Source organism: Actinophytocola sp. KF-1 (assembly GCF_054661535.1).
In genome coordinates this window covers 61,806-83,735 of record NZ_BAAFVK010000017.1, presented here as the reverse complement: position 1 = coordinate 83,735, position 21,930 = coordinate 61,806, and the positions used below count along the sequence as shown (strand labels likewise).

Genomic DNA, 21,930 nt, shown 5'->3' with positions numbered 1-21,930 from the left:
ATGGACGTCCTGCTGCCGTTCCTGCTCGTCGCGGGCGCGACCACCCTCGTGTGCTGGGGGCTGTTCCGCGGCGCCGCGCGGATGCGGCGCCGCCGTGTCGGCAGCGCCGCGTTGAGCGCGAGCATGAGCGTGTTCGACGAGATCTGGCACCCGGCCGCCCACGAGCCGCAGATCGAGATCCAGCAGGCCTACGAGCGGCAGGCGCCCGCGCCGTCGTCACCGGACAAGGACCGGCACTAGTCCTTCTCGCGCAGTGCCGCCAGCTGCTCGGCGAACGGCACGAACGTCTCCTTGACGGGCGCGGGTGCGCGCACCATCAGCTCGGCCAGTTCCTCGGCCGCGCGGTCGATCCGCTTGGCCAGGTCGTGGCCGGCCCAGTCCTCCGACGCGGCGTACACGGCCGTCGGGACGACCACCGCGTGCAGGTAGGCGAACATCGGGCGCACGGCGTGCTCCAGTGCGAGCGAGTGCCGCGCCGTGCCGCCGGTCGCCGCGATCAGCACCGGCTTGCCGGTCAGCGCCTCGTTGTCGACCAGGTCGAAGAACGACTTGAACAGCCCGCTGTAGGAGGCGGTGAAGATCGGCGTCGCGACGACGAGGCCGTCCGCCTCCTCGACCGCCTTCAGCGCGTCGGCGAGCTTCGGTGCGGGGAACCCGGTGACCAGGTGGTTCGCGATGTCCACCGCGAAGTCCCGCAGCTCGACCACCCGCGTGTCGACGTCCGCGTGCGCGGCGACGGCCGTCGCCAGCCGGTCGGCGAGCAGCCTCGTCGACGACGGCTGGGTCAGGCCCGCCGAAACCACTACGAGCTTCATGCTTCCACCTTCTCCGGGTCGTTCTCCACGTCCTTGGCAGCGGCCACCAGCGACTCGTGCGTCGGCGCCTCGGCGACACCCGGGGCACGGCGCGACGCGAACTCCTTGCGCAGCACCGGAACGATCTCACCCAGGTGGTCGAGCTGCTCCAGCACGGTCTTCAACGGCAGGCCTGCGTGGTCCATGAGGAACAGCTGGCGCTGGTAGTCGCCGAAGTGCTCGCGGAACGTCAGCGTCCGGTCGATCACCTGCTGCGGCGACCCGACGGTCAGCGGCGTCTGCGCCATGAAGTCCTCCAGCGACGGCCCGTGCCCGTACACCGGCGCGTTGTCGAAGTACGGCCGGAACTCGTTGACCGCGTCCTGCGAGTTCTTCCGCATGAACACCTGCCCGCCGAGGCCGACGATCGCCTGCTCGGGCGTGCCGTGGCCGTAGTGCGCGAACCGCTCCCGGTAGAGGCTGATCAGCCGCTGGAAGTGGTAGGTCGGCCAGAAGATGTGGTTGGCGAAGAACCCGTCGCCGTAGTAGGCGGCCTGTTCCGCGATCTCCGGGCTGCGGATGGAGCCGTGCCACACGAACGGGGGCACCCCGTCGAGCGGCCGCGGCGTCGAGGTGAAGCCCTGCAGCGGGGTGCGGAACCGGCCCTCCCAGTCGACGACGTCCTTGCGCCACAGCTCGTGCAGCAGCGCGTAGTTCTCGATGGCGCGCGGGATGCCCTGGCGGATGTCCTGCCCGAACCACGGGTACACCGGGCCGGTGTTGCCGCGGCCCATCATCACGTCGACGCGGCCGTTCGCAAGGTGCTGCAGCATCGCGAAGTCCTCGGCGATCTTCACCGGGTCGTTCGTGGTGATCAGCGTCGTCGACGTGGACAGGATCAGCTTCTCGGTCCGCGCCGCGATGTAGCCGAGCATGGTGGTCGGCGAGGACGGCACGAACGGCGGGTTGTGGTGCTCGCCGGTCGCGAACACGTCCAGCCCGACCTCTTCGGCCTTGAGCGCGATCGTGACCATGGCCTTGATCCGCTCGTGCTCACTCGGCGTCACGCCGGTGGTCGGGTCGGTGGTGACGTCCCCGACGGAGAAGATCCCGAACTGCATCACGCTCACCTCTCTGGTAGTTGCGTGTTCAACTACTCCCCTGAACCGTACTCGACGTGCGGGTATTCCCGCGCGCGAGGTGGGCGACGGTGAAGCAGATCGTGAGCCAGAGAACACCGATCAGCCAGCCGGCCAGCACGTCCGACGGCCAGTGCACGCCCAGGTAGACCCGGCTGAACCCGACCGTGACCACGAGGAACGCGCCGAGCAGGGCCAGCAGCGTCCGCCACACCGCGCCGGGTCGTTCCCGCATGGCCAGCACGGTGAGCAACCCCAGGACCGCCATCGAGTTGAGGCTGTGCCCGGACGGGTAGGACCAGCTGTTGACGAACACCACGTGGTCCGACAGCGCGGGGCGCGGCCGCTCGACGATCGCCTTGAGCACCGGGCCGAGCGCCAGCGCGCCCGCCGACCCGGCCACGACCAGCAGCGAGTCGGGCTTCCTGCCCCGCCACGCCAGCCACGCGGCCGCGAGCAGCGCGATGACGATGAGCGACGGCGTGCTGCCGAACCGGCTGGCGTTGACCATCACCTCGGTCAGGAACCCGGTGCGGTGGTCGATCACCCAGTCCCGGAACGGGCCGTCCAGCTCGCCGAGCGCCTTGTGGTGGACCACGGCCTCGGTGAGCACGATCGCGACGACGGCCAGGACGACCACGGCGACCCCGCCCGCGACGGCCTGCCTTGATCGCGTCATGCCCCCCAACGTAACCGCGGGCAGGCCGCTTGGCCGATCGGCCAGGGCGGGGTCGGCCGATCGGCCGGTGCCGGTTTCCCCGTCATGGCCATCTGCCCGACGTGCGCGACCGCCCTCCTCCGAGAGGGTTCTCCCCGCAGGAAACCGACGAGAAGGGGTCGACATGACATCGCTGTTGTCCGGGCGGGGGTTGGTGAAGCGGTACGGGTCCGCGTACGCGCTCGCCGGGGTGGACATCGACATCGCCGCGGGGGAGGCCATCGCGATCGTGGGGCCGTCGGGGTCGGGCAAGACCTCGCTGCTGCACGTGCTGGCGGGCATCCTCAAGGCGGACGAGGGTGCGATCACCCTGGGCGGACAGCGGATCGACCAGCTGTCGGAGACCAGGCGCAGCGAGCTGCGGCGCACCGAGTTCGGCTTCGTGTTCCAGTCCGGGATGCTGGTCGCCGAACTGACCGCCGAGGAGAACGTGGCGCTGCCGCTGCTGCTCGGCGGCCGCGACCGCGGCATGGCGATCTCCACCGCCCGCACGTGGCTGGAGCGGCTCGGGCTGGCGGGCAAGGAGACCCGCCGCCCCGGTGAGCTGTCCGGCGGCGAGGCGCAGCGGGTCGCGATCGCGCGGGCACTCGCGCACCGGCCCAAGGTGATCTTCGCCGACGAGCCGACCGGCGCGCTGGACACCAAGACCGGGCACGCCACGATCAGCGCGCTCGTGGACGCCGCGCAGGAGACCGGCGCCGCGGTGATCGTCGTGACCCACGACCGCGAGATCGCCGCGATGATGCCGCGCACCGTCGCCATCCGCGACGGGAGGATCGAGCAGCCGGTGGCGGCCCGATGAACCCGGTCCAGCTCGCCTGGCGGGTGCTGCGCGTCGACCGGCGCACCCAGGTGTCCACCGTGCTGACCGCACTGGGGGTCGCGGTGGCCACCGGGCTGGTGCTGCTGCTGACCAGCCTCCCGTTCGCGACGCAGGCGCGGGCAGAACGGACGCTGTGGCAGCACCCCACCGGCTTCGCCGACACCGGGCGCGGCGTGCTCGCCTACTCCTCCAGCGAGGACCAGGTCGACGGCCAGGTCATCACGCGGGTGGACGTCGCGCCGCTCGTCGACGAGGCGGACATCGCGCTGCCGCCGGGCATCGACCGGCTGCCCGCACCCGGCGAGATGCTGCAGTCGCCGGAGCTGGCCGCGCTCGCGGCGGCCAAGCCCGCGGCCGAGCTGTCAGACCGGTTCGGCGCGACACCCGCGGGCCTGCTCGGCGAGGACGCGCTGATGTTCCCCGAGCAGCTGGTGCTGCTCGTCGGGCACACACCGGAGACGATGCCGGCGACCGCATACGAGGTGACCGCGCTCGCCTCGGGCGAGGCCCGGCCGGACGGGCTGCTGTCGCTGCTCGCCGGTGTCGGTGTGGTGGTGCTGCTGGTGCCGAGCCTGGTGCTGGTGGCGTCCGCGTCCCGGCTCACGGCCGCGCGGCGGGAACGTCGTCTTGCCGCGCTGCGGCTGGCGGGCGCCACGCCCGCGCAGGTCACGGCGATGGTCGCGGCCGAGACGGGCCTCGCCGCGGTGGCCGGTGCGGTCATCGGGGTGGCGATCAGCCCGGTGCTGCACTCGCTGGCGACGTGGGTGCCGTGGGGCGGCGGCACCTGGTTCGCGAGCGACTTCATGTTGCCGTGGCCGATCGTGGTGCTGGTGGCGGTCGCCGTGCCGGTGCTGGTCGTCGGTGCGGCCGTCGCGGGTCTGCGGCGCGTGGTGAACACGCCGCTCATGGCGACCGGCGGGCACACCCGCAAGCCCCTCAGCAAGACCCGCCTGCTGGTGGTGCCGGTCGCCGGGCTGCTGTTCGTCCTGTCGCTGTCGATGGCGGAAGAGGCCGGATCGGGTGCGCTGCTGCCGATCCTGCTGACGCTCGGGCTCCTCATGTGGTCGCCGACCGTGGTCGGACCGTGGGTGACCTCGGCGCTCGGCGGGTTGTTCACGAAGGTGTGGCGCAGGCCGTCGGCGCTGCTGGCCGGGCGGCGGCTGCGGGACGACCCGAAGGCGGCGTACCGCGCGTCGGCCGGGGTGGTGCTCGCCGTGTTCGCCGGGTCGATGGCGTTGACGCTGATGCCGAGCCTGGAGTCGGAGGCCGGGTACTACAGCCCGTACCGGGATTCCGTCCTGTACCTCAGCACGGACGCCGACCACGCGCCCGCTGTCGTCGAGGCGGCCGACAAGGGCCTCGAACGGTACGGCCTGGCGGCCCGCGCGGCGGCGGTCGGCCAGCTCCAGGTGCGGCAGGGCGCGGACTACCTGCAGGCGTACGTGCTGTCGTGCACCGAGGCCCAGGTGCTGCTGCCGCACGTGTCGGTCGACTGCCGGGCGGAGCCCGCCGTGTACGCGCCGTCGGACGCCGCGCTCGACGCGGTGTCGTGGTCGGACAGCTCGTCGGCCGAGGAGCGCACGCCGCTGGACGTCGCCCCGGTCGCGGCGGCCACGGACGTCGTGCTGATCGACCCGGCGCTGCTGCCCGCGGGCACGGAGCTGACCGGCGTCGACGTCGCCGTGCCCGCCGACGACAAGTCCCGGGAGGCGGCGCGGACCGCGCTGCTGGCGGCGTCGGGCGGCGCGCAGGTGATCAGCAAGGAGATGAAGCTCGGCGAGCAGAACCAGGAGCTGGCCGACCTGCGCCGCGTGACGGTGATCGGCCTGGTCACGGCGTCGGTGCTGGGCGGCCTGAGCGCCGCGATCGCGACCGCCGGCTCGGTGATGGACCGCAGGCGCACGTTCGGCGCGCTGATGGCGGCGGGCACACCGGTGCACACGCTCGCGCGGGCGCTGCGTGCGGAGGCGGCGTTGCCCGCGCTCGTGGCGACGGTCGGCGCGGGTGCGCTGGGGACGGCCGTCGGGGTCGGGTTGTTCGGGCTGGTGTCGGAGAGCGTGCCGGTGTTCAGCCCGTGGCTCGCGGCCCCGATCGTGCTCGGCGCGCTGGTCGCCCTGCTGGCGGCGTCGGTGTGCTCGCCCGCGCTGAAGCGGGTGCGCGCGGAGCCGCTCGCGGAGGAATAGGCCCCGGGGAGTGCCTGCCTACCCCTCGGGTGGGCGCTCCCCGGCCCGTCCGGGCCCGGTGGGAGAAGTCGGCCACCTCGCCCCCGGCCCATGAACCTCAGTCTGCTGACCGGGACAGCGGTTCAGCGCACAGCGTGAGTACGCCGGTGGGCTTGCCCGGTCCGCGGTGGCGGCGGGCCGGGCGCCCGTTCTTCGTCGCGTTCCTGCGCGGGGTCAGCCGCGCTGACGGTCCGCCAGTTCGGCCTGCATGCGCACCAGGATGGCGTGCGCGTCGACCACCTCGCCCGCCAGCAGCAGGTCGGCGGCCAGGCGGACGCCGTCGCACTGCGGGCGGATGCGGCAGCTGTCGCCCAGGGCCGCGGTGCGGGCGAGAGCGGTCCGGAGGTCGTCGGCGAGGCCGTTGGTGTCGCCCGGCTCCGCGAGCCTGCCGAGCACCTTGTCCACGCCGGAGAGCAGATCGAACCCGGCGCGTGGCCGGATGTCCGGGGTGGCGGGGGCCACCCGCGGACCGGGGATCGGCCTCGTGGCGGTGATGGTTACGGCCTCGGTGGCCATGCGGTCCTCCTCGTCGTTGAGGTTTGCCCACCGATTCCCTCGGCAGTTCTGGGCGAAACCTGAAGACATTCCAACGGGTGAACACCCTCGTGCGTCGCTGTCCGCGAGTGGAACGCGACCGATCGCGTGGTGATCGTCATGTGCGGCGTCTCATTGGGTGGACGTCGTGGTCGGATGGTGGGCACGATGCATACGGTTGCTCCGGTCGGGTGACACGCGGAAAGGGACGTGCGCATGAAGGCGCGATTGGGGATCTTGCTACTGGCCGCCGGAGCGCTGGCAACCGGGTGCAACGCGGCGGCGAACTCGCCGGGTGCGGCGGAGGGTGACGGGCCGTCGCTCGTCCTGGTGACCCCCAACCCGGTGGGCGTGAACGACTTCCTCAAGCTCGCGGTCCAGGGCATCGAGGACGCCGCGAGCGAGCACAAGGGCAGCCGGAAGGTCTACCAGAGCACCGACCCGGCCTCGATCCAGCAGAACGTGGCGGCCGCGGTCCGCGACAAGCCCGACGTGATCGTCGCCGTCGGGTTCAACTTCGCCGACGTGCTCGCCCAGCAGGCCGAGCAGCACCCCGACCAGCAGTTCCTGTTCGTCGACTCGTGCACCGAGAAGCAGTACCCGAACGTCACCTGCGCGGTGTTCCGCGAGTACGAGGGCGTCTTCCTCGCCGGTGCCGAGGCCGGGCTGCTCACCAAGTCCGGCAAGGTCGGCGCGGTCGTGGCCGTCGACGCGCCCCAGTTCCACCGCTACTCGGAGCCGTTCGGGCTCGGCGCGCGGAGGACCAAGCCGGGCGCTGCGCTGTCGCCGCTGTTCATCGGTGGCGCCAACCCGTTCAACGACCCGGGCCGCGCCAAGCAGCTGACCGCGACGCTCGCCGGGCAGGGCGTGGACCACGTGATGGGCGCGGCGTCGGCGTCCGGCAACCTCGGCGTGTTCGAGGCCGCCAAGGAGGCGGGGATCTTCGCGTTCGGCGTGGACGCCAACCAGTGCCCGGCGGAGCCCGGCGTCGTGGTCGACAACGTGATCAAGCGCACCGATGTGGTGATCACCGATGGGGTGAGCGCCATCCTCGACGGCAAGCGTGGCGAGACCCGCTCGTACGGCGTCAAGGAAGAGGGCATATCGCTCACCGGTCTGCAACCGGACGTTGCCCAGTCGCAGTGCGTCATCGCGGATCACCCGGACGTGCTCACCCAGGTCGGCAAGCTGCGTGACGAGATCACCGCGGGCACCCTCACGATCGATGACCCCGCGGCGGCCTGAGGCCCCGGCGGTCACCCTGCGGGGGATCGTCAAGCGCTTCCCCGGCGTCCTCGCCAACGACCACGTCGACCTCACCGTCGCGCCCGGCGAGATCCACGCGCTCATGGGCGAGAACGGCGCGGGCAAGTCGACGCTCATGTCCATCCTGTATGGACTGTCCCAGCCGGACGATGGGGAGATCGAGCTGGACGGGCGGCCGGTGTCGTTCTCGTCCGCCGCGCAGGCGATCGACGCCGGGGTCGGCATGGTGCAGCAGGGGTTCGCCCTGTTCGACACGCTGACCGTGACCGACAACGTGGTGTTCGGCGCCGAGCCGACCCGGTTCGGACTGCTCGACCGGCGCACCGCGCGTGCCGCGGTCGCCGAGCTGGTCGAGCGGCACGGGTTGCGACTGCGCCCCGGCGACAAGGTCGGCGACCTGCCGGTCGGCGTCAAGCAGCAGGTCGAGATCCTGAAGCTGCTGTACCGCAGGGCGCGGGTGCTGATCCTCGACGAGCCGACCGCCGTGCTGACGCCCGCGGAGACGGACCGGCTGTTCGACGTGCTGCGCGGGCTCGCCGCCGACGGGCACACGATCCTGTTCGTGTCCCACAAGCTGCACGAGGTCCTCGCGCTCAGTGACAACGTCACCGTGCTGCGAGACGGGCGCGTCACCCTTCGAGCGAGGACCGTGGACACGGACCGTGCCGCCCTGGCCGCCGCCATGACCGGCCGGGACGTGGAACTGGACAAGGTCTACCCGTCCGGGTCACCCGGCGAGGTCGTGCTGTCGGCGCGGGGCCTCACCGTCGCGGGCCACGGCAAGCCCGCGCTCGACGACGTGTCGCTCGAGGTCCGGGCCGGCGAGGTGGTCGGCATCGCGGGGGTCGCGGGCAACGGGCAGACCGAGCTGATCGCCGCGATCGCCGGACTGCGCGACCTCGACGCGGGCACGGTCACCGTGCGGGGCGCGGACGTCAGCAGACTGCCGGTGCGGGCGCGGCGCGCGGCCGGGCTCGCGCACATCCCGGAGGACCGCGCGCACACCGGCAGCGCGCCTGCCGCGACGCTCGGCGACAACCTCGCGACCGGGTTCCAGCGACGGCTCGCGCGGCGCGGCTGGCTCCGGCCCGCGCGGATCCGGGACCACGCGCGGGGAATCGTCGAGCGGTTCGGGGTGCGGGCCGCGAACCAGGACGTGCCGATGCGGACCCTGTCGGGCGGCAACCAGCAGAAGGCGATCCTGGGTCGCGAGCTGACGCACGACGCGCCGGTGCTGCTGGTCGAGCAGCCGACGCGGGGCGTGGACATCGGCGCGGTCGTGAACATCCACCGGGAGCTGATCGCCTACCGCGACGCCGGGCACGCGCTGCTGCTGGTGTCGGCCGAGCTGTCGGAGATCCGCGCGCTCGCCGACCGCGTGCTCGTGATGTACGAGGGCCGGGTGGTCGCCGAGCTGACCAAGGACGAGGCGACGTACGAGGCGCTGGGCCTCGCGATGGCCGGGGGCGCGTCGTGAAGACGGTCGGCATCACCCTGTTGGGTGCGCTAGTGCTGGGCGCGGTGTTACTCGCGGCGACCGGCGCGAACCCGCTGGAGGCGTACCAGGCGATCGTCACCGGCGCGTTCGGCCCGGACGGTCTCGCGGACACGCTCGCATACGCGGTGCCGGTCGTCGGCATGGCGACGGCGCTCGCGATCCCGCTGCGTGCCGGGATGGTGAACCTCGGCGGCGAGGGTCAGCTGGTGCTCGGCGCGATCAGCGCGATCACGGTGGGCCTGCACGTGCCCGGCCCGCTCGGGTTGGTGGCGGCGCTGGCCGCGGGCGCGCTGGCGGGGGCGCTGTACGCGTCGATCGCGGCGGTGTGCGAGACCCGCCTGGGTGTCCCCCTTCTGGTGACGACGCTGCTGCTCAGCTACCCGGCGATGTCGTTCGCGGCGTACCTCGTGCGCTTCCCGATGCGGGACGAGGGGTCGAGCCTGCCGCAGAGCGACCAGCTGCCGCCGGACGTGCGGTTCACGGCGCTGGCGCCGGGCCTGGCCCTGATCGTCGCGGCGGTCGCGGTGTACGCGGTGGTCGACGCGCGGACCCCGGCGGGGTTCGAGACCCGGGTGACGGGGTGGGGGCCGCGGTTCGCGCAGTACGCGGGCATCGACCGCCCTGCGCTGACGGTGCGGTTGCTGGCGTGCTCGGGCGGGCTGGCGGGGTTGGTGGGCGCGGTGGTGGTGCTGGGCTTCCCGTACCGGTTCATCGACGGGGCGTTGATCACGCCGCAGTACACGTGGATCGGGTTGCTGGCGGCGCTGCTGGCGGCGGCGAACCCGCTGGGCACGCTGGTGGCGGCGGTCTTCTTCGCGGCACTGACCAGCGGCGGCTTCGCGATGGAACGGGCGACGCAGGTACCGAGAGAACTGACCGCCGTGCTCCAGGCGGTCCTGATCATCTTCCTGGCCGCGGCGACGGGCCTGCTGCGCAAGAGGAGGAACCCGGCATGACTGTGGACAACGACGCGCGCACGTCCGGGAACTGTCGGCCGTGGCCGGTAGCGTGGGTATCGGGGGCCCCCGGGGCGCGTGAGTGGGACTCTCGTTCGGGCTCCACTCGTGTGGATGTGGACAAGGCCCTGCCCGGCGGTCGGGAATGTCGGTGCTTGCCGGTAGCGTGGAAGTCGGGGGACCCCCTGGCGCGTGAGTGGGACTTTCGTTCTGGGTTCGCTCGTGTGGGTGTGGACAACGTCGTGCCTGGCCGCCGGGGATGTCGGTGCTCGCCGGTAGCGTGGAAAGCAGGGGGCCCCCGGGCGCGTGGATGGGACTCTCGTTCGGAGTGGGGGGCTCGTCGTGGTTGACGCGGCTCTCTTTTCCTCCGCGCTCGGGGCGCTCACGCCGATCTTGTTCGCCGCCCTCGCGGGGGCGCTCTGCCAGCGGGCCGGGGTCTTCAACATCTCCCTCGAAGGCACCATGCTCGTCGGGGCGTTCGCCGGCGTCGCGGGCAGTTGGTACACCGGCAGCGTGTGGCTCGGTGTGCTGCTCGCCGTTCTCGCCGGGACCGCCTACTCGTTGATCCTGGCTGTCGGGCACGTCACCCTCGGTGGGGACGCGATCGTCCTCGGGGTCGCGATCAACCTGCTCGCCGTCGGGCTCACGTCGTTCCTGATCCGCACCGTGTTCGGGACGCGCGGCACGTTCAGCGACCCGGCGCTGCAAGGGCTCGACGCCATGCATATCCCGCTGCTCCAGGACATTCCGTTCGTCGGGCGGGTCCTCTCCGGGCATTCCGTCCTGGTCTACCTGTCGTGGCTCGCGGTCGTCGGGTTGGCGGTACTGCTGTATCGCCACCCGTGGGGGTTGCGGCTGCGCGGCATCGGTGAGCGGCAGGACGCCGCCGCCAGTCTCGGGGTCGGCGTCACCCGCTACCGGTACGGCGTGATCCTCGCCGGTGGCGCGCTCTGCGGTCTCGCAGGCGCGCAACTGGCGCTCGGCAACGTCACCCTCTTCTCCGAGAACATGACCGCCGGCCGCGGCTGGATCGCCGTCGTCGCCGTCATGCTCGGGCGCGCGCTGCCCTACGGGGTGCTCGCCGCCGCCGTCCTCTTCGGACTCGCCGAGGCCTTCGGGTTCCGGCTCCAGGGCATCGGGCTGCCCCAGCAAGCCACCGACGCCGCCCCGTACGTCGTCACCCTCCTGGCGCTGTTCGTCTCCAGCGCCCGGCTCCGCAGAACCAGGGAGAGCACCACATGACCCTGCCCATCACGAAGATCCCGCGCACCGGCCTGCCCGGGCACGCGCTGGTCGTCGGCGACCCCGACCGCGCCACCGCCGTCGCGGGACTGCTCACCGACCCCGCCCTGATCGGCGAGAACCGGGAGTACCGCAGCTACCAGGGCCGCTGGCACGACACCCCGGTCGTCGTGTCCTCGCACGGCGTCGGCGGGCCGGGCGCGCTCTGCCAGTTCCAGGAGCTGGCGGAAGCCGGCGTGCACACGTTCGTCCGCTTCGGCACCGCGGGCGCGCTGCGCGCCGACATCGCCGACGGTGACCTGGTGATCGCCGAGGCCGCCGTCCGCGACGACGGGGTCACCCAGCAGCTCGTGCACCCCGAGTACCCGGCGTTCGCCACCGCCGAGGCCGTCCTCGCGCTGACCGCCGCCGCACGCGCCCACGACGCGCGGGCGCACCGCGGCGTCGTCTGGACCCGGGCCGCGTTCAGCCCGCTGGTGCGCGAGCTGCCGATGCGCGACTACCTCGCCGCGGGCGTGATCGCCATCGAGATGGAGCTGGCCACCCTGCTCGTCTTCGCCGCGCTCAAGGGGCTGCGCGCAGGCGGGGTGCTCGTCATCGACGGCAACGCTACCGTCGACAACACGGACCCGACCTCGTACGACCCGCACCGCCAGGTCGTCGTCGACGGCGTGGCGCGGGGCAGCGCGGTCGCACTGGACGCATTGGTGGCACTGGCATGAAGTGGCGGGAAGCAGCGGACAAGCTGGTCGACACGCTCCGCGCCGACGCGGCGCAGCGCGACCTCGCGGGCGCGGAACCCACCCGCGAGGTGACCCTCCTCAAGGAGTCCGGGCTCCTCACCCTCCTCATCCCCGCCGACCTCGGCGGCGCGGGGGAGAGCTGGCTCACCGCGAACGCTGTCACCCGCATGGTGTCGGCCGCTGACCCGAACGTGGGGCATCTGCTCGGTTACCACTACCTGCAGTTGTGGCGCGGGGAGCTGTTCGAGCGGCCGGACCTCGTGACCCGGCTGCAGCGGGAAACCGTGACCGGCAACCACTTCTGGGCCGGGGTGAGCAACCCGCTCGACGCCGCGCTCGAGCTGACGCCCGTCGACGGCGGGTTCGTGGTCAACGGCCGCAAGACGTTCGCGACCGGCGCCGCCGTCGCCGACCGGCTCGTCGTCAGCGCGACCCGCACCGACGACGGCGAGAAGCTCACGTTCGTGCTCGACGCGCGCGCCGACGGCATCCGCTACCTCGGCGACTGGGACAACATCGGCCAGCGCCTCACCGCGAGCGGCGGCGTCGAGTTCACCGACGTGTTCCTGCCTGCCGACGACGTGCTCGGGCCGCAGCCGGAGAACCAGTCGCCGCGCCTGTCGCTCGCCGCGCTCGGCTTCCAGCTGTTCCTCACCCAGATCTACGTGGGCATCGCCGAGGGCGCGCTGATCGAGGCCGCCGACTACACGCGGCACCGCGGCCGGCCGTGGTTCCTGTCCGGAGTGGACAGCGCGGCCGCGGACCCGCACGTCCTCGCCGGGTACGGCGAACTGGTCGCCCAGGTGCGGGCCGCCGGCGCGCTGACCGACGACGCCGCCCGCGCGCTCGGCGGGGCGTTCGACCGCGGGCCCGGCCTGACCGAGGAGGAACGCGGCGAGGCGGCCGTGACCATCTCCGCCGCCAAGGTCGTCGCGACGCGGGTGGTCAACGAGACCACGTCGAAGGTGTTCGAGTTCGTCGGCGCCCGGGGCACGGCCAGCAGGTACGCGTTCGACCGCTTCTGGCGCAACGCCCGCACGCTCACCCTGCACGACCCCGTGGTCTACAAGGCACGCGAGGTCGGCGAGCACTTCCTCACCGGCGAGTTCCCGCCGTTCACGGGGTACACGTGATGACCACCCCGGTCCTCGCCGACAGCGTCCGGCTCACCGACGACGGCGTCGCGATCCTCGACCGCCGCGTGTTCCCCGAACAGCGCGTGTGGGTGCACTGCGGCAGCGTGGCGGATGTGGCGACGGCCATCGAGGACATGGTCACCCAGTCGTCCGGCCCGTACTTCGCCGCGCTGTGGGCCATGGTGCTCGCGGCACGCGAGGCCGCCGGACTCGGCCCGGAGGCGGCCCGCGCCCACCTCGACGCCGCCGGGGAACGGCTGGTCGCCACCCGCCGCACCAACAACCACCTGCGCAAGGCCGTCGCCGCTGCGTTGTCCGAAGTGGACGGCCAGAGCGGCGAGGAGCTGGTCGCGGCCGTGCTCGCGGGCGCGCGGGCGGGTGACGAGCGCTACCGCTCCCGCAGCGCCGCGCTGGGTCGCCATACAGCCGACTTGCTGCCGGCCGGCGCGACCGTGCTCACGCACTGCTGGGCCGACCTCTACCTGGTCGAGCTGGTGCGCGCCGCGGCGGACAAGAACATCTCATACATCTGTACCGAAACCCGGCCGTACCGGCAGGGCGCCCGGCTCACCGCCGAGACGCTGGCGGAGATGGGCGCCGACACCACCCTGATCACCGACGGCATGGGCGCCGCCGTCCTGGCGGGCGGCACGGTGGACGCGCTGGTCACCGCCGCCGACCGGGTGACCATGGACGGCCACGTGATCAACAAGATCGGCACGCTCGGCCTCGCGGTCGCCGCGTCCGCGTTCGGCGTGCCGTTCCACGCGATGGTGCAGGCGCCGGACCGGCTCGCGCCGACCGCGGCCGACGTCCCCATCGAGTACCGCGACGGCACGGAGATCACCGACCGGCCCGGCATCCGCGGCCTCTACCCGGCCTTCGACATCACCCCGCCGCGGTTCGTCACGACCGTCGTCACCGACCGCGGCCCCTTCGACCCGCTGCGACTCGCCACCTACTACGAGGAGGTTCCGTGAACGCCGACTGGGTGGTCCTCGACATCGAGGGCACGCTCACCGCGACCAGCCAGGTGCACGTCGTGCTGTACGACTACGCGCGGCCGCGGCTGGGCCCGTGGATCGACGCGCACGGCGACGACCCGGTGGTCGCGGACGCCGTCGCGGAGACGCGCGAGCTCGGTGGTCTGCCCGGGCACGCGTCCACGGACGAGGTCGTCGCGGTCCTGCACGGCTGGATGGACGCCGACCAGAAGATCGCGCCGCTCAAGACGTTGCAGGGCCTGATCTGGCAGAAGGGCTACGCCGACGGCGACCTCACCGCGGAGTTCTTCCCCGACGTGGCGCCCAGGTTGCGGCAGTGGCACGAGGACGGGCTGAAGCTCGCGGTGTTCTCGTCCGGCTCGGTCGCCGGGCAGGTCGCGTTCTTCTCCCGCACCACCGACGGCGACCTGACCGGCCTGTTCGAGCAGCACTTCGACACCGTCAACGCGGGCCCGAAGCGCGAGGAGCCGTCGTACCGGGCGATCGCCGCCGCACTGGACGCGGACCCGGCGCGGACCGTGTTCGTCTCCGACGTGCCCGCGGAACTGCACGCCGCGCGTGCCGCGGGCTGGCAGACCGTGGGCGTGGCCCGCGACGGCGAACCGTTCGGCGACGCCGACTTCACGCCGCACCGCGTGATCCGGTCGCTCGCCGAGATCGAGGTGTCCCGGTGAGCGTCGGGCGGCAGCTCGCCGAGGAGGCCGCCCGCTACGCGTCGATGGGCTGGATGCGTGGCACGTCGGGCAACCTGTCGGTGGTGCTCGACCGCGACCCGCTGCGGCTCGCGGTGACGGCCAGCGGCCTGGACAAGGGCGAGCTGACCGAGGCCGACCACGTGGCGGTCGACGCGGACGGCCTGCCGGTCAGCGGTGGCGTGCCGTCGGCGGAGGCCGGGCTGCACGCACGCATCGCGGCGGTCTCCGGCGCCGGCGCGGTCGTGCACGTCCACGCGATGGCCCCGGTGCTCGCGGCGGAACGCTGGCCGGGCGGGGTGGAACTGCGGGACCTGGAGATGCTCAAGGGGTTCGGCCGCGCCGCGCACGACGACCTCGTCACCATCCCCGTGATCCCCAACGGGCAGGACATGCGGGTGCTGGGGGACGCGTTCGAACGTGGTTACCGCGCAGACACACCGGCTCTGATCGTCGCCCGCCACGGCGTGTACGTCTGGGGCGAGGATCTGCGCCAGGCCCGGCACCGGCTCGAGTGCCTCGAATGGCTGCTGCGGTTCATACTCGAAGCGGGAAGGGAAGAGCGATGACACTGCTGACCGTGTGGGCCGACGACGACCCGGACACCGTCCTGCTCAGGACCGAGGACGGCGCGACGATCGCCGAAGAGCTCAAGCAGCTGGGCGTGCGGTTCGAACGCTGGCCGGTGGTCGAGGACCTGCCTGCCAGGCCGACGTCCGACGAGGTGCTCGCCGCCTACGAGCCGTATGTCTCCCGCGTCGTGGAGAACGAGGGCTACATCCTGGTGGACGCGTTGCACATGACGCCGGAGGACACCGAGGAGTGGCGCGCGAAGGCCGCCGAGGCGCGCCGGAAGTTCCTCAACGAGCACACCCACGACGACGACGAGGACCGCTTCTTCGCGCGTGGCGCGGGCGTGTTCTACCTGCACGTGCACGGCAAGGTGTACGCCGTCCTGTGCGAGGCGGGCGACCTGCTGAGCGTGCCCGCGAACACCACGCACTGGTTCGACATGGGCACCCGCCCGGACTACGTGGCCATCCGGTTCTTCCACGACGAGGACGGCTGGGTCGGCAACTTCACCGGCGCCCGCCTCGCCGACACCTTCCCCGACTTCGACACGCTCATGTCGGGTCGCGGCTGAGCAGCTCCGCGGCCACCAGCTCCACGGTCACGAGGACGGCGATGCCCTCGATGGCCAGCAGCGCGATCAGCACCAGCAGCTGCGTCGCACCCGCCTGCACCGGCGTGCCGCCGCCGAGGAGGATGCCGACGAACGTGCCGGGCAGGGTCACGAGCCCGACCGTGCGGGTCTGGTCCAGCGCGGGCACCAGCGCCTGACCGGCGGTCTGCCGCACGACCAGCCGGGCGGCGTCGGCGTTGGTGAAGCCGAGCGCGAGGGCCGCCTCGTACTCGCCGTGGCGGGCGGTCAGCTCGTCCAGTGCGCGGCGGCCGGCCAGCGACGTGGCGGTCATGGCGCCGCCGATGAGGATGCCCGCGATCGGGACGACCGCCACCGGCTCGGCCGGCACCAGGCGCGTGGCCAGCAGGAGCCCGAGGACCGGCGCCACCCCGGCCGCGATCGCGGCCGCCGCCCAGCGACCGTGGCGTGCCCTCGTGATGCGGCGGGCGGAAGTGATCGTCGCGATGCCGAACATGAGGACCACGAACGCGGCGGTGAGCCAGCCGTTGCGCAGCACCAGCACGATGACGAGGCTGACGGCCCCCAGCTGCCCGACGGCCCGCGCGGCGGCCGTGGCGACCGGCCACCACGGCCCCAGCCGCCCCACCCCGACGGCCACCCCGGCAACGACCGTGAGCAGCACGAGCACCCCGGCCAACGGCCACCCGATCACGACGTCCACCCCGGAAACATCGCACGCCACCCCCGCGAGTCGCGCCCCCGAACACCGCGAGTCGCGCTCTCGCGCATACCGAGTTGCGTGTTTCGTGCAGGTCGATGTGCACGAAACCGACAACTCGGTATGCCTGCCGGCGCGACTCGCGGTGTTCGAGAGCGGGACTCGCGGTGTTCGAGAGCGGGACTCGCGGGGGTTGACCGGGCACTAGGATCGGTGGGTGACCCGGATCCCCGTTCGCGTCGCCACTGTCCTGCTCACCGCCGCGCTGGGCGTGACAGGCGTGACGGCCTCCGCTGCCGCCCATCCCAGGCTCACCCTCACGGTCGAGTCCAACACCAAGCCCGAGTTCGTGAGCGGCGGTGACGTGCTGGTCCGCGTCGACCGCGGCGACCGCGTCCGCGTGCACAGCAACGGCCGCGACGTCACCGGCGCGTTCGTCCGCCAGCCGGACGGGTCGCTGCTCGGCGTGGTCGACGGCCTCCGCGACGGCCGCAACACGATCACGGCCACCGCGAGCCGCGGCGGCCACGCGACGCTGCGCGTGGTGAACCACCCGCGCTCCGGCCCGGTGTTCTCGGGTCGCCAGCAGGTGCCGTTCTTCTGCCAGACCGAGGCGTTCGGGCTCGCGCCCGCGCAGCAGCCGCTGTGCGAGGCGCCGACCAAGGTCACCTACGCGTACCGGACCACCGGTGGCCAGTTCAAGCCGCTCGCCAACCCGGCGGACCGGCCCGCCGACCTCGCGCACGCGTCCGTCGGCGGCGGGACCGTGCCGTACGTGGTGCGGGTCGAGACCGGCGTGATCGACCGTGCCGTCTACCAGCTCGCCGCGCTGTACGACGGCACCGCCCCGTCGCCGGTCGCGCCGGAACAGGGCTGGAACGGCAGGCTCGTCTACAACTTCGGCGGTGGCTGCAACAGCGGCTACCGGCAGGGCGGCGGCACGGCGGGCGTGCTGGACCACCTGTTCCTGTCGCAGGGCTACGCCGTCGCGTCGTCCTCGTTGAACGTGCTGGACAACAACTGCAGCCCGATCATCTCGGCCGAGGCCGCGATGATGGTGAAGGAGCACTTCCAGGAGACCTACGGCCCGGCGGTGCACACGATCGGCTGGGGCGGCTCCGGCGGCGGCATCCAGCAGTACGACATCGCCGACGCCTACCCGGGCATCCTCGACGGCATCATCCCCGGCATCTCCTACCCGGACCCGCTGACCACGATGGGCCCGGTCACCGACTGCGGCCTGCTCAACGCGTACTTCGCCAAGGGCGGCTTCACCCCCGAGCAGCAGCGCGCGGTGTCCGGATACATCTCCTACAACACGTGCCTGTCCTGGCAGGCCACGTTCCTCAGCCGCGCGACCGCGACCGGCAGCTGCGACCCGATCATCCCCGTCGAGATCCGCTGGAACGAGACGACCAACCCCGACGGCCTGCGGTGCGGCGCCGCCGAGCAGTGGGTGAACCAGCTGGGCCGCGACCCGCGCACCGGGTTCGTCCGCGCGGTGCTCGACAACGTCGGCGTGCAGTACGGCCTGCGGGCGCTGGAGGACGGCGCGATCACGCCCGCGCAGTTCGCCGCGCTGAACGCGGGCGTCGGCGGCTACGACTACGCGGGCCGCCCGATCGCGGCGCGCACCACGGCCGACCCGCGCGGTCTGTCCGCCGCGTACGCGGCGGACCTCGTCAACAGCGCGGGGCTGGGCCTGCGGTACACGCCGATCATCGACCAGCGCACGTACCTGGACCGGGTCACGCCGCTCGCCGACATCCACACGGCCGAGATGTCCTACGTCATCCGCGACCGCCTGCGGACCCAGAACGGCACGCACGCGAACCAGGTGATCATCGAGTCCGCCCCGGACCCGGCGCAGACGGCCGCGGCGGCGCGGTACCAGCTGGACGCCATGGACCGCTGGCTGACCGCGATCGGCGAGGACGACTCGCACCGCGACAAGGCGCGGAAGGTCATCGCGAACAAGCCGGCCGACCTGACCGACGGGTGTTACGTGTCGGCGACCGAGCGCATCAGCGAGCCGCTGACCTACCCGTCGGGCGGCCGGTGCGGGCAGCTGTACCCGATCGGCGCGAACCCGCGCCTGGTCGCGGGCGCGGACCTGTCGATGACCACGGCCAAGTGCAGGCTGACGCCGCTGGACTTCGACGACTACCCGGTCACGTTCACCGCGGCGGAGAAGGCGTTGCTGCGCAAGGCCTTCCCGACCGGTGTCTGCGACTGGTCCCGCACGGGCGTCGGCGAGCGCGACCCCCGCGGGACCTGGCAGACGTACTAGGGCTTGAGCTGCTGGAGCTGGACCAGGTTGCCACAGGTGTCGTCGAACACCGCCGTGACGACCGTGTCCATCTCCAGCGGCTCCTGGGTGAACTTCACGCCGAGACCGGACAGCCGTTCGAACTCGGCACGGACGTCGTCCACGGCGAACGCCACGGCCGGGATGCCGTCCGCGACGAGCGCGTCCTTGTAGGGCCGGACCGCGGGGTGGCTGCCGGGCTCCAGCAGCAGTTCCGTGCCGCCGGGCTCCTCCGGCGACACGACGGTCAGCCACCGGTCGGCGCCCAGCGGCAGGTCGTGCTTCTTCTGGAAGCCGAGCACCTCGGTGTAGAAGCGGGCGGCCTTCTCCTGGTCGTCGACGAAGACGCTGGTCAGGTGGATCCTCATGGGCTCTTCTCCTGCGGGTTGGTGCGCAGCCATCGCGTGACGATGTGCCGCAGCGGGTCGGTGTTCAGGTCGTGGAACTTGTAGCGGCCCTCGCGCCGCGAACGGACCAGGTCAGCGGCCTCCAGCACGGCGAGGTGCTGGCTGACCGCCTGCCGGGTCAACCCGAGTCCGTGGTCGGTGGCCAGCCGCGCACAGATCTCGAACAGGGTCTGGCCGTCCCGTTCCGCGAGGCCGTCGAGGATGCGCCTGCGGGTCGGGTCGGCGAGTGCCTTGAAGAGGTCGTCCTCCGCCACGCCGACAGCATAGGCAAGTGTTCACTTGCCTATCAAGTCGAGTTTTGGTGCGGGGGGATCCGGGGAACGATGGGGGCATGGCACCCAAGCGCGTCGTGATCGTCGGAGGCGGGTTCGCCGGGTTCGAGACGGCCCGGTCGCTGCTCAAGGCCCTGCCCGAGGGCGATGACACCGAGATCGTCCTGGTCAACCCGACCGACTACTTCCTCTACCTGCCGCTGCTGCCCGAGGTCGCGGCAGCGGTCATCGACCCCCGGCGGGTGACCGTCTCGCTGCCCGCCGCGCTGCCCGGCGTCCGGCTGGCGCTCGGCACCGTCCACAAGATCGACCTCGAGGGCCGGGCGGTCACCTACACCGACGCCGAGGGCGCTGACCACACGCTGACCTACGACCGGCTCGTCCTCGCCGCGGGCAGCGTCAACAAGCTCTTGCCCATCCCGGGCGTCGCCGAACACGCGCACGGCTTCCGCGGCGTGCCCGAGGCGCTCTACCTGCGCGACCACATCATCCGCCAGATCGAACTGGCCGCCGCCACCGACGACCAGGCCGAGCGCGACGCCCGCTGCACGTTCGTCGTCGTCGGCGCCGGCTACACCGGGACCGAGGTCGCCGCCCAGGGGCCGCTGTTCACCAGGGCCATCGCCGAGCGGCACCCCGAGCTGCGGGACCAGAAGATCCGCTGGCTCCTGCTCGACATCGCGCCGAAGGTGCTGCCCGAGCTGAACCCCCGGCTGTCGAAGACCGCGGACAAGGTGCTGCGCTCCCGCGGCGTCGAGGTCCGCATGGGTGACACCGTCGAGGAGGCCACCGGCGACGGCGTGAAGCTCAAGAGCGGCGACGTCGTGTGCACCCGCACGCTCGTGTGGTGCGTCGGCGTGCGGCCGGACCCGGTCGTCGAGTCGGCCGGGCTGGAGACGCAGAAGGGGCGCGTCGTCGTCGAACCGAACCTGGTCGTGCCCGGGCACCCCGAGGTGTTCGCCTGCGGCGACGCCGCCGCCGTGCCCGACCTGACCCGGCCCGGCCAGATCACCGCGATGACCGCGCAGCACGCGTCGCGGCAGGGCAAGCTCGCCGGGCGCAACGTCGCCGCGTCGCTCACCGGCGGCAAGCTCGGCGTCTACAAGCACCACGACCTGGGGTTCGTCGTCGACCTCGGCGGTGTGCAGGCCGCGGCCAACCCGCTGAAGATCCCGCTCGCCGGGTTCCCGGCGAAGGTCGTCACCCGCGGCTACCACCTGGCCGCCATGCCCGGCAACCGCATCCGCACGGCCGTCGACTGGCTGCTCGACGCGGTGATCGGACGGCAGTCGGTGCAGCTGGGGCTGGTGCGCGCGCCGCACGTGCCGCTCGACACCGACACCCCGGAACTGCCGCACGTCCCGGCGAAACGGTAGAACGGGCGCGCCGTCGTACGACCGGCTCGCGGCGTTCGGGGGGCGTCTAGTGGTGGTCGAGGACGTGCGTGCGGAACGCGGCCGAGAGTGGTGGCAGTTCGCGGCCCGCGGACCACGCGAGGCCGATGTCGCGTTCGGATGGGACATCTGTCACCCGCAGGTGTGGTGCTGAGGACGTCGTCTGCGGGGGTGGCAGGAGCGCCACCCCCAGGCCGGCGGTGACCAGGCCGCGCAGCGTGTCGACCTCCTCGCCCTCGAAACCCACGCGTGGCGCGAACCCGGCCGCCGCGCACAGTGCCTCGGTCGTGGCGCGTAGTCCGTAGCCGGGGCGGAGCAGGATGAACGTCTCCTCCGCCGCGTCGGCCAGCCGGACCTCGTCGCGGGTGGCCAGGGGGTGGTCCGGCGGCACGGCCAGGTGCAGCGGCTCCACGAGCAGCCTGCGCCACTCGATCGTCGGCAGGCCCGGGTCGTCGCTGGTCAGCACCAGGTCCGCGGTGCCGTCGAGCAGTTCGGCGGTCAGGCCCTCCTCGCCGTGCTGGCGCAGCACGAACCGGGCGCGCGGGTGCTGCTCGCGGAAACCGCGGATCACGCGCGGGACCAGCCACGTGCCGAGCGTGTGCAGGAACGCGAGCGGGATCGTGCCCGCGTCCGGGTCGACCAGCTCCCGCACCTCGCGCACGCCCTGGTCGTAGCGGTCGAGCACGGCCTCGGCGTGCGTCTTGAACGCGTGCCCGGCCGGGGTGAGCCGCAGGGTGCGGCCCGCCCGCTGGAACAGCGCGGTGCCGACCTCGTGCTCGACTCGCCGGAGTGCCCGCGACAGCGCAGGCTGGGTGAGCCGGGCGCGGGCGGCGGTGTCGGTGACCGTCGCGCCGCTCGCGACCTGCTGGAAGAGACGCAGTACCGCAAGATCCATGACCTCAGTTTATGGATTCGGTGAG

The 21,930-nt window shown here is 72.4% G+C and carries 23 protein-coding genes; 15 read left to right on the top strand and 8 right to left on the bottom strand.

Features of this window, described 5'->3' with window-relative positions; all coding sequences use genetic code 11:
- Positions 1–240 (top strand): hypothetical protein, encoded by a 240-nt coding sequence (locus tag ACYQ77_RS39220; RefSeq protein WP_459721406.1) that lies wholly within the window; start codon positions 1–3, stop codon positions 238–240.
- Here the strand turns inward: ACYQ77_RS39220 and ACYQ77_RS39215 are convergent.
- From ACYQ77_RS39215 to ACYQ77_RS39205, 3 genes are read right to left on the bottom strand one after another with little or no spacing between them, the layout of a single operon-like run.
- Positions 237–815, bottom strand: coding sequence for an FMN reductase (locus ACYQ77_RS39215; RefSeq protein ID WP_459721403.1), 579 nt, complete (start codon positions 813–815; stop codon positions 237–239). The two genes, ACYQ77_RS39220 and ACYQ77_RS39215, sit on opposite strands and share 4 nt — an antisense overlap.
- Positions 812–1,915 carry an LLM class flavin-dependent oxidoreductase gene (locus tag ACYQ77_RS39210; RefSeq protein WP_459721400.1) on the bottom strand — a complete coding sequence of 368 codons (1,104 nt, stop codon included), beginning with the start codon at positions 1,913–1,915 and terminating at the stop codon, positions 812–814. The genes ACYQ77_RS39215 and ACYQ77_RS39210 overlap by 4 nt, the downstream gene beginning before the upstream one ends.
- A 28-nt stretch (positions 1,916–1,943) precedes the next feature.
- Complete coding sequence (locus ACYQ77_RS39205; RefSeq protein ID WP_459721397.1) at positions 1,944–2,612, bottom strand: phosphatase PAP2 family protein; 669 nt, start codon at positions 2,610–2,612, stop codon at positions 1,944–1,946.
- A gap of 163 nt (positions 2,613–2,775) precedes the next feature.
- Here ACYQ77_RS39205 and ACYQ77_RS39200 point away from each other — a divergent pair, with 163 nt between their 5' ends.
- Positions 2,776–3,453, top strand: coding sequence for an ABC transporter ATP-binding protein (locus ACYQ77_RS39200; protein WP_459721395.1), 678 nt, complete (start codon positions 2,776–2,778; stop codon positions 3,451–3,453).
- Complete coding sequence (locus tag ACYQ77_RS39195; protein WP_459721393.1) at positions 3,450–5,657, top strand: FtsX-like permease family protein; 2,208 nt, start codon at positions 3,450–3,452, stop codon at positions 5,655–5,657. The genes ACYQ77_RS39200 and ACYQ77_RS39195 overlap by 4 nt, the downstream gene beginning before the upstream one ends.
- A gap of 213 nt (positions 5,658–5,870) precedes the next feature.
- Here ACYQ77_RS39195 and ACYQ77_RS39190 read toward each other — a convergent pair whose 3' ends face one another.
- Positions 5,871–6,212 carry a hypothetical protein gene (locus ACYQ77_RS39190; RefSeq protein WP_459721390.1) on the bottom strand — a complete coding sequence of 114 codons (342 nt, stop codon included), beginning with the start codon at positions 6,210–6,212 and terminating at the stop codon, positions 5,871–5,873.
- Between the two features lie 234 nt (positions 6,213–6,446).
- On the opposite strand from ACYQ77_RS39190, the gene ACYQ77_RS39185 reads away from it, so the two are divergent.
- From ACYQ77_RS39185 to ACYQ77_RS39140, 10 genes are all read left to right on the top strand, one after another.
- Positions 6,447–7,475 carry a BMP family ABC transporter substrate-binding protein gene (locus ACYQ77_RS39185; protein WP_459721387.1) on the top strand — a complete coding sequence of 343 codons (1,029 nt, stop codon included), beginning with the start codon at positions 6,447–6,449 and terminating at the stop codon, positions 7,473–7,475.
- Positions 7,456–8,973 carry an ABC transporter ATP-binding protein gene (locus tag ACYQ77_RS39180; RefSeq protein WP_459721385.1) on the top strand — a complete coding sequence of 506 codons (1,518 nt, stop codon included), beginning with the start codon at positions 7,456–7,458 and terminating at the stop codon, positions 8,971–8,973. The genes ACYQ77_RS39185 and ACYQ77_RS39180 overlap by 20 nt, the downstream gene beginning before the upstream one ends.
- Entirely contained in the window at positions 8,970–9,950 is a 981-nt protein-coding gene (locus ACYQ77_RS39175; RefSeq protein WP_459721383.1) for an ABC transporter permease, read from the top strand. Before ACYQ77_RS39180 ends, ACYQ77_RS39175 begins: the two co-directional genes overlap by 4 nt.
- Before the next feature lie 342 nt (positions 9,951–10,292).
- Entirely contained in the window at positions 10,293–11,192 is a 900-nt protein-coding gene (locus ACYQ77_RS39170) for an ABC transporter permease (RefSeq protein WP_459721381.1), read from the top strand.
- Positions 11,189–11,914 carry a phosphorylase family protein gene (locus ACYQ77_RS39165; protein WP_459721379.1) on the top strand — a complete coding sequence of 242 codons (726 nt, stop codon included), beginning with the start codon at positions 11,189–11,191 and terminating at the stop codon, positions 11,912–11,914. The genes ACYQ77_RS39170 and ACYQ77_RS39165 overlap by 4 nt, the downstream gene beginning before the upstream one ends.
- On the top strand, positions 11,911–13,068 hold the full coding sequence (locus ACYQ77_RS39160; protein ID WP_459721376.1) for an acyl-CoA dehydrogenase family protein: 1,158 nt from the start codon (positions 11,911–11,913) through the stop codon (positions 13,066–13,068). Before ACYQ77_RS39165 ends, ACYQ77_RS39160 begins: the two co-directional genes overlap by 4 nt.
- Complete coding sequence (locus ACYQ77_RS39155) at positions 13,068–14,051, top strand: translation initiation factor eIF-2B alpha/beta/delta subunit family protein (protein ID WP_459721374.1); 984 nt, start codon at positions 13,068–13,070, stop codon at positions 14,049–14,051. Before ACYQ77_RS39160 ends, ACYQ77_RS39155 begins: the two co-directional genes overlap by 1 nt.
- Positions 14,048–14,749, top strand: a complete 702-nt coding sequence (mtnC, locus tag ACYQ77_RS39150; protein ID WP_459721371.1) for an acireductone synthase — start codon at positions 14,048–14,050, stop codon at positions 14,747–14,749. Before ACYQ77_RS39155 ends, mtnC begins: the two co-directional genes overlap by 4 nt.
- Positions 14,746–15,336 (top strand): methylthioribulose 1-phosphate dehydratase, encoded by a 591-nt coding sequence (gene mtnB / locus ACYQ77_RS39145; protein WP_459721368.1) that lies wholly within the window; start codon positions 14,746–14,748, stop codon positions 15,334–15,336. The genes mtnC and mtnB overlap by 4 nt, the downstream gene beginning before the upstream one ends.
- Complete coding sequence (locus tag ACYQ77_RS39140) at positions 15,333–15,911, top strand: 1,2-dihydroxy-3-keto-5-methylthiopentene dioxygenase (RefSeq protein WP_459721366.1); 579 nt, start codon at positions 15,333–15,335, stop codon at positions 15,909–15,911. The genes mtnB and ACYQ77_RS39140 overlap by 4 nt, the downstream gene beginning before the upstream one ends.
- Here the strand turns inward: ACYQ77_RS39140 and ACYQ77_RS39135 are convergent.
- Entirely contained in the window at positions 15,892–16,632 is a 741-nt protein-coding gene (locus tag ACYQ77_RS39135) for an ABC transporter permease (protein ID WP_459721363.1), read from the bottom strand. The genes ACYQ77_RS39140 and ACYQ77_RS39135 overlap by 20 nt on opposite strands.
- 214 nt (positions 16,633–16,846) lie before the next feature.
- Between ACYQ77_RS39135 and ACYQ77_RS39130 the strand changes: the two genes are divergently transcribed.
- Complete coding sequence (locus ACYQ77_RS39130) at positions 16,847–18,919, top strand: DUF6351 family protein (RefSeq protein ID WP_459721361.1); 2,073 nt, start codon at positions 16,847–16,849, stop codon at positions 18,917–18,919.
- Here ACYQ77_RS39130 and ACYQ77_RS39125 read toward each other — a convergent pair.
- Complete coding sequence (locus ACYQ77_RS39125) at positions 18,916–19,305, bottom strand: VOC family protein (protein ID WP_459721358.1); 390 nt, start codon at positions 19,303–19,305, stop codon at positions 18,916–18,918. The two genes, ACYQ77_RS39130 and ACYQ77_RS39125, sit on opposite strands and share 4 nt — an antisense overlap.
- A complete protein-coding gene (locus tag ACYQ77_RS39120; protein ID WP_459721356.1) occupies positions 19,302–19,598 on the bottom strand; it encodes an ArsR/SmtB family transcription factor in 297 nt (98 codons plus the stop codon). Before ACYQ77_RS39120 ends, ACYQ77_RS39125 begins: the two co-directional genes overlap by 4 nt.
- Before the next feature lie 77 nt (positions 19,599–19,675).
- Here ACYQ77_RS39120 and ACYQ77_RS39115 point away from each other — a divergent pair, with 77 nt between their 5' ends.
- A complete protein-coding gene (locus tag ACYQ77_RS39115; protein ID WP_459721353.1) occupies positions 19,676–20,992 on the top strand; it encodes an NAD(P)/FAD-dependent oxidoreductase in 1,317 nt (438 codons plus the stop codon).
- A gap of 46 nt (positions 20,993–21,038) precedes the next feature.
- Here ACYQ77_RS39115 and ACYQ77_RS39110 read toward each other — a convergent pair whose 3' ends face one another.
- Entirely contained in the window at positions 21,039–21,905 is an 867-nt protein-coding gene (locus ACYQ77_RS39110) for a LysR family transcriptional regulator (protein WP_459721351.1), read from the bottom strand.
- Positions 21,906–21,930 lie beyond the last annotated feature (25 nt).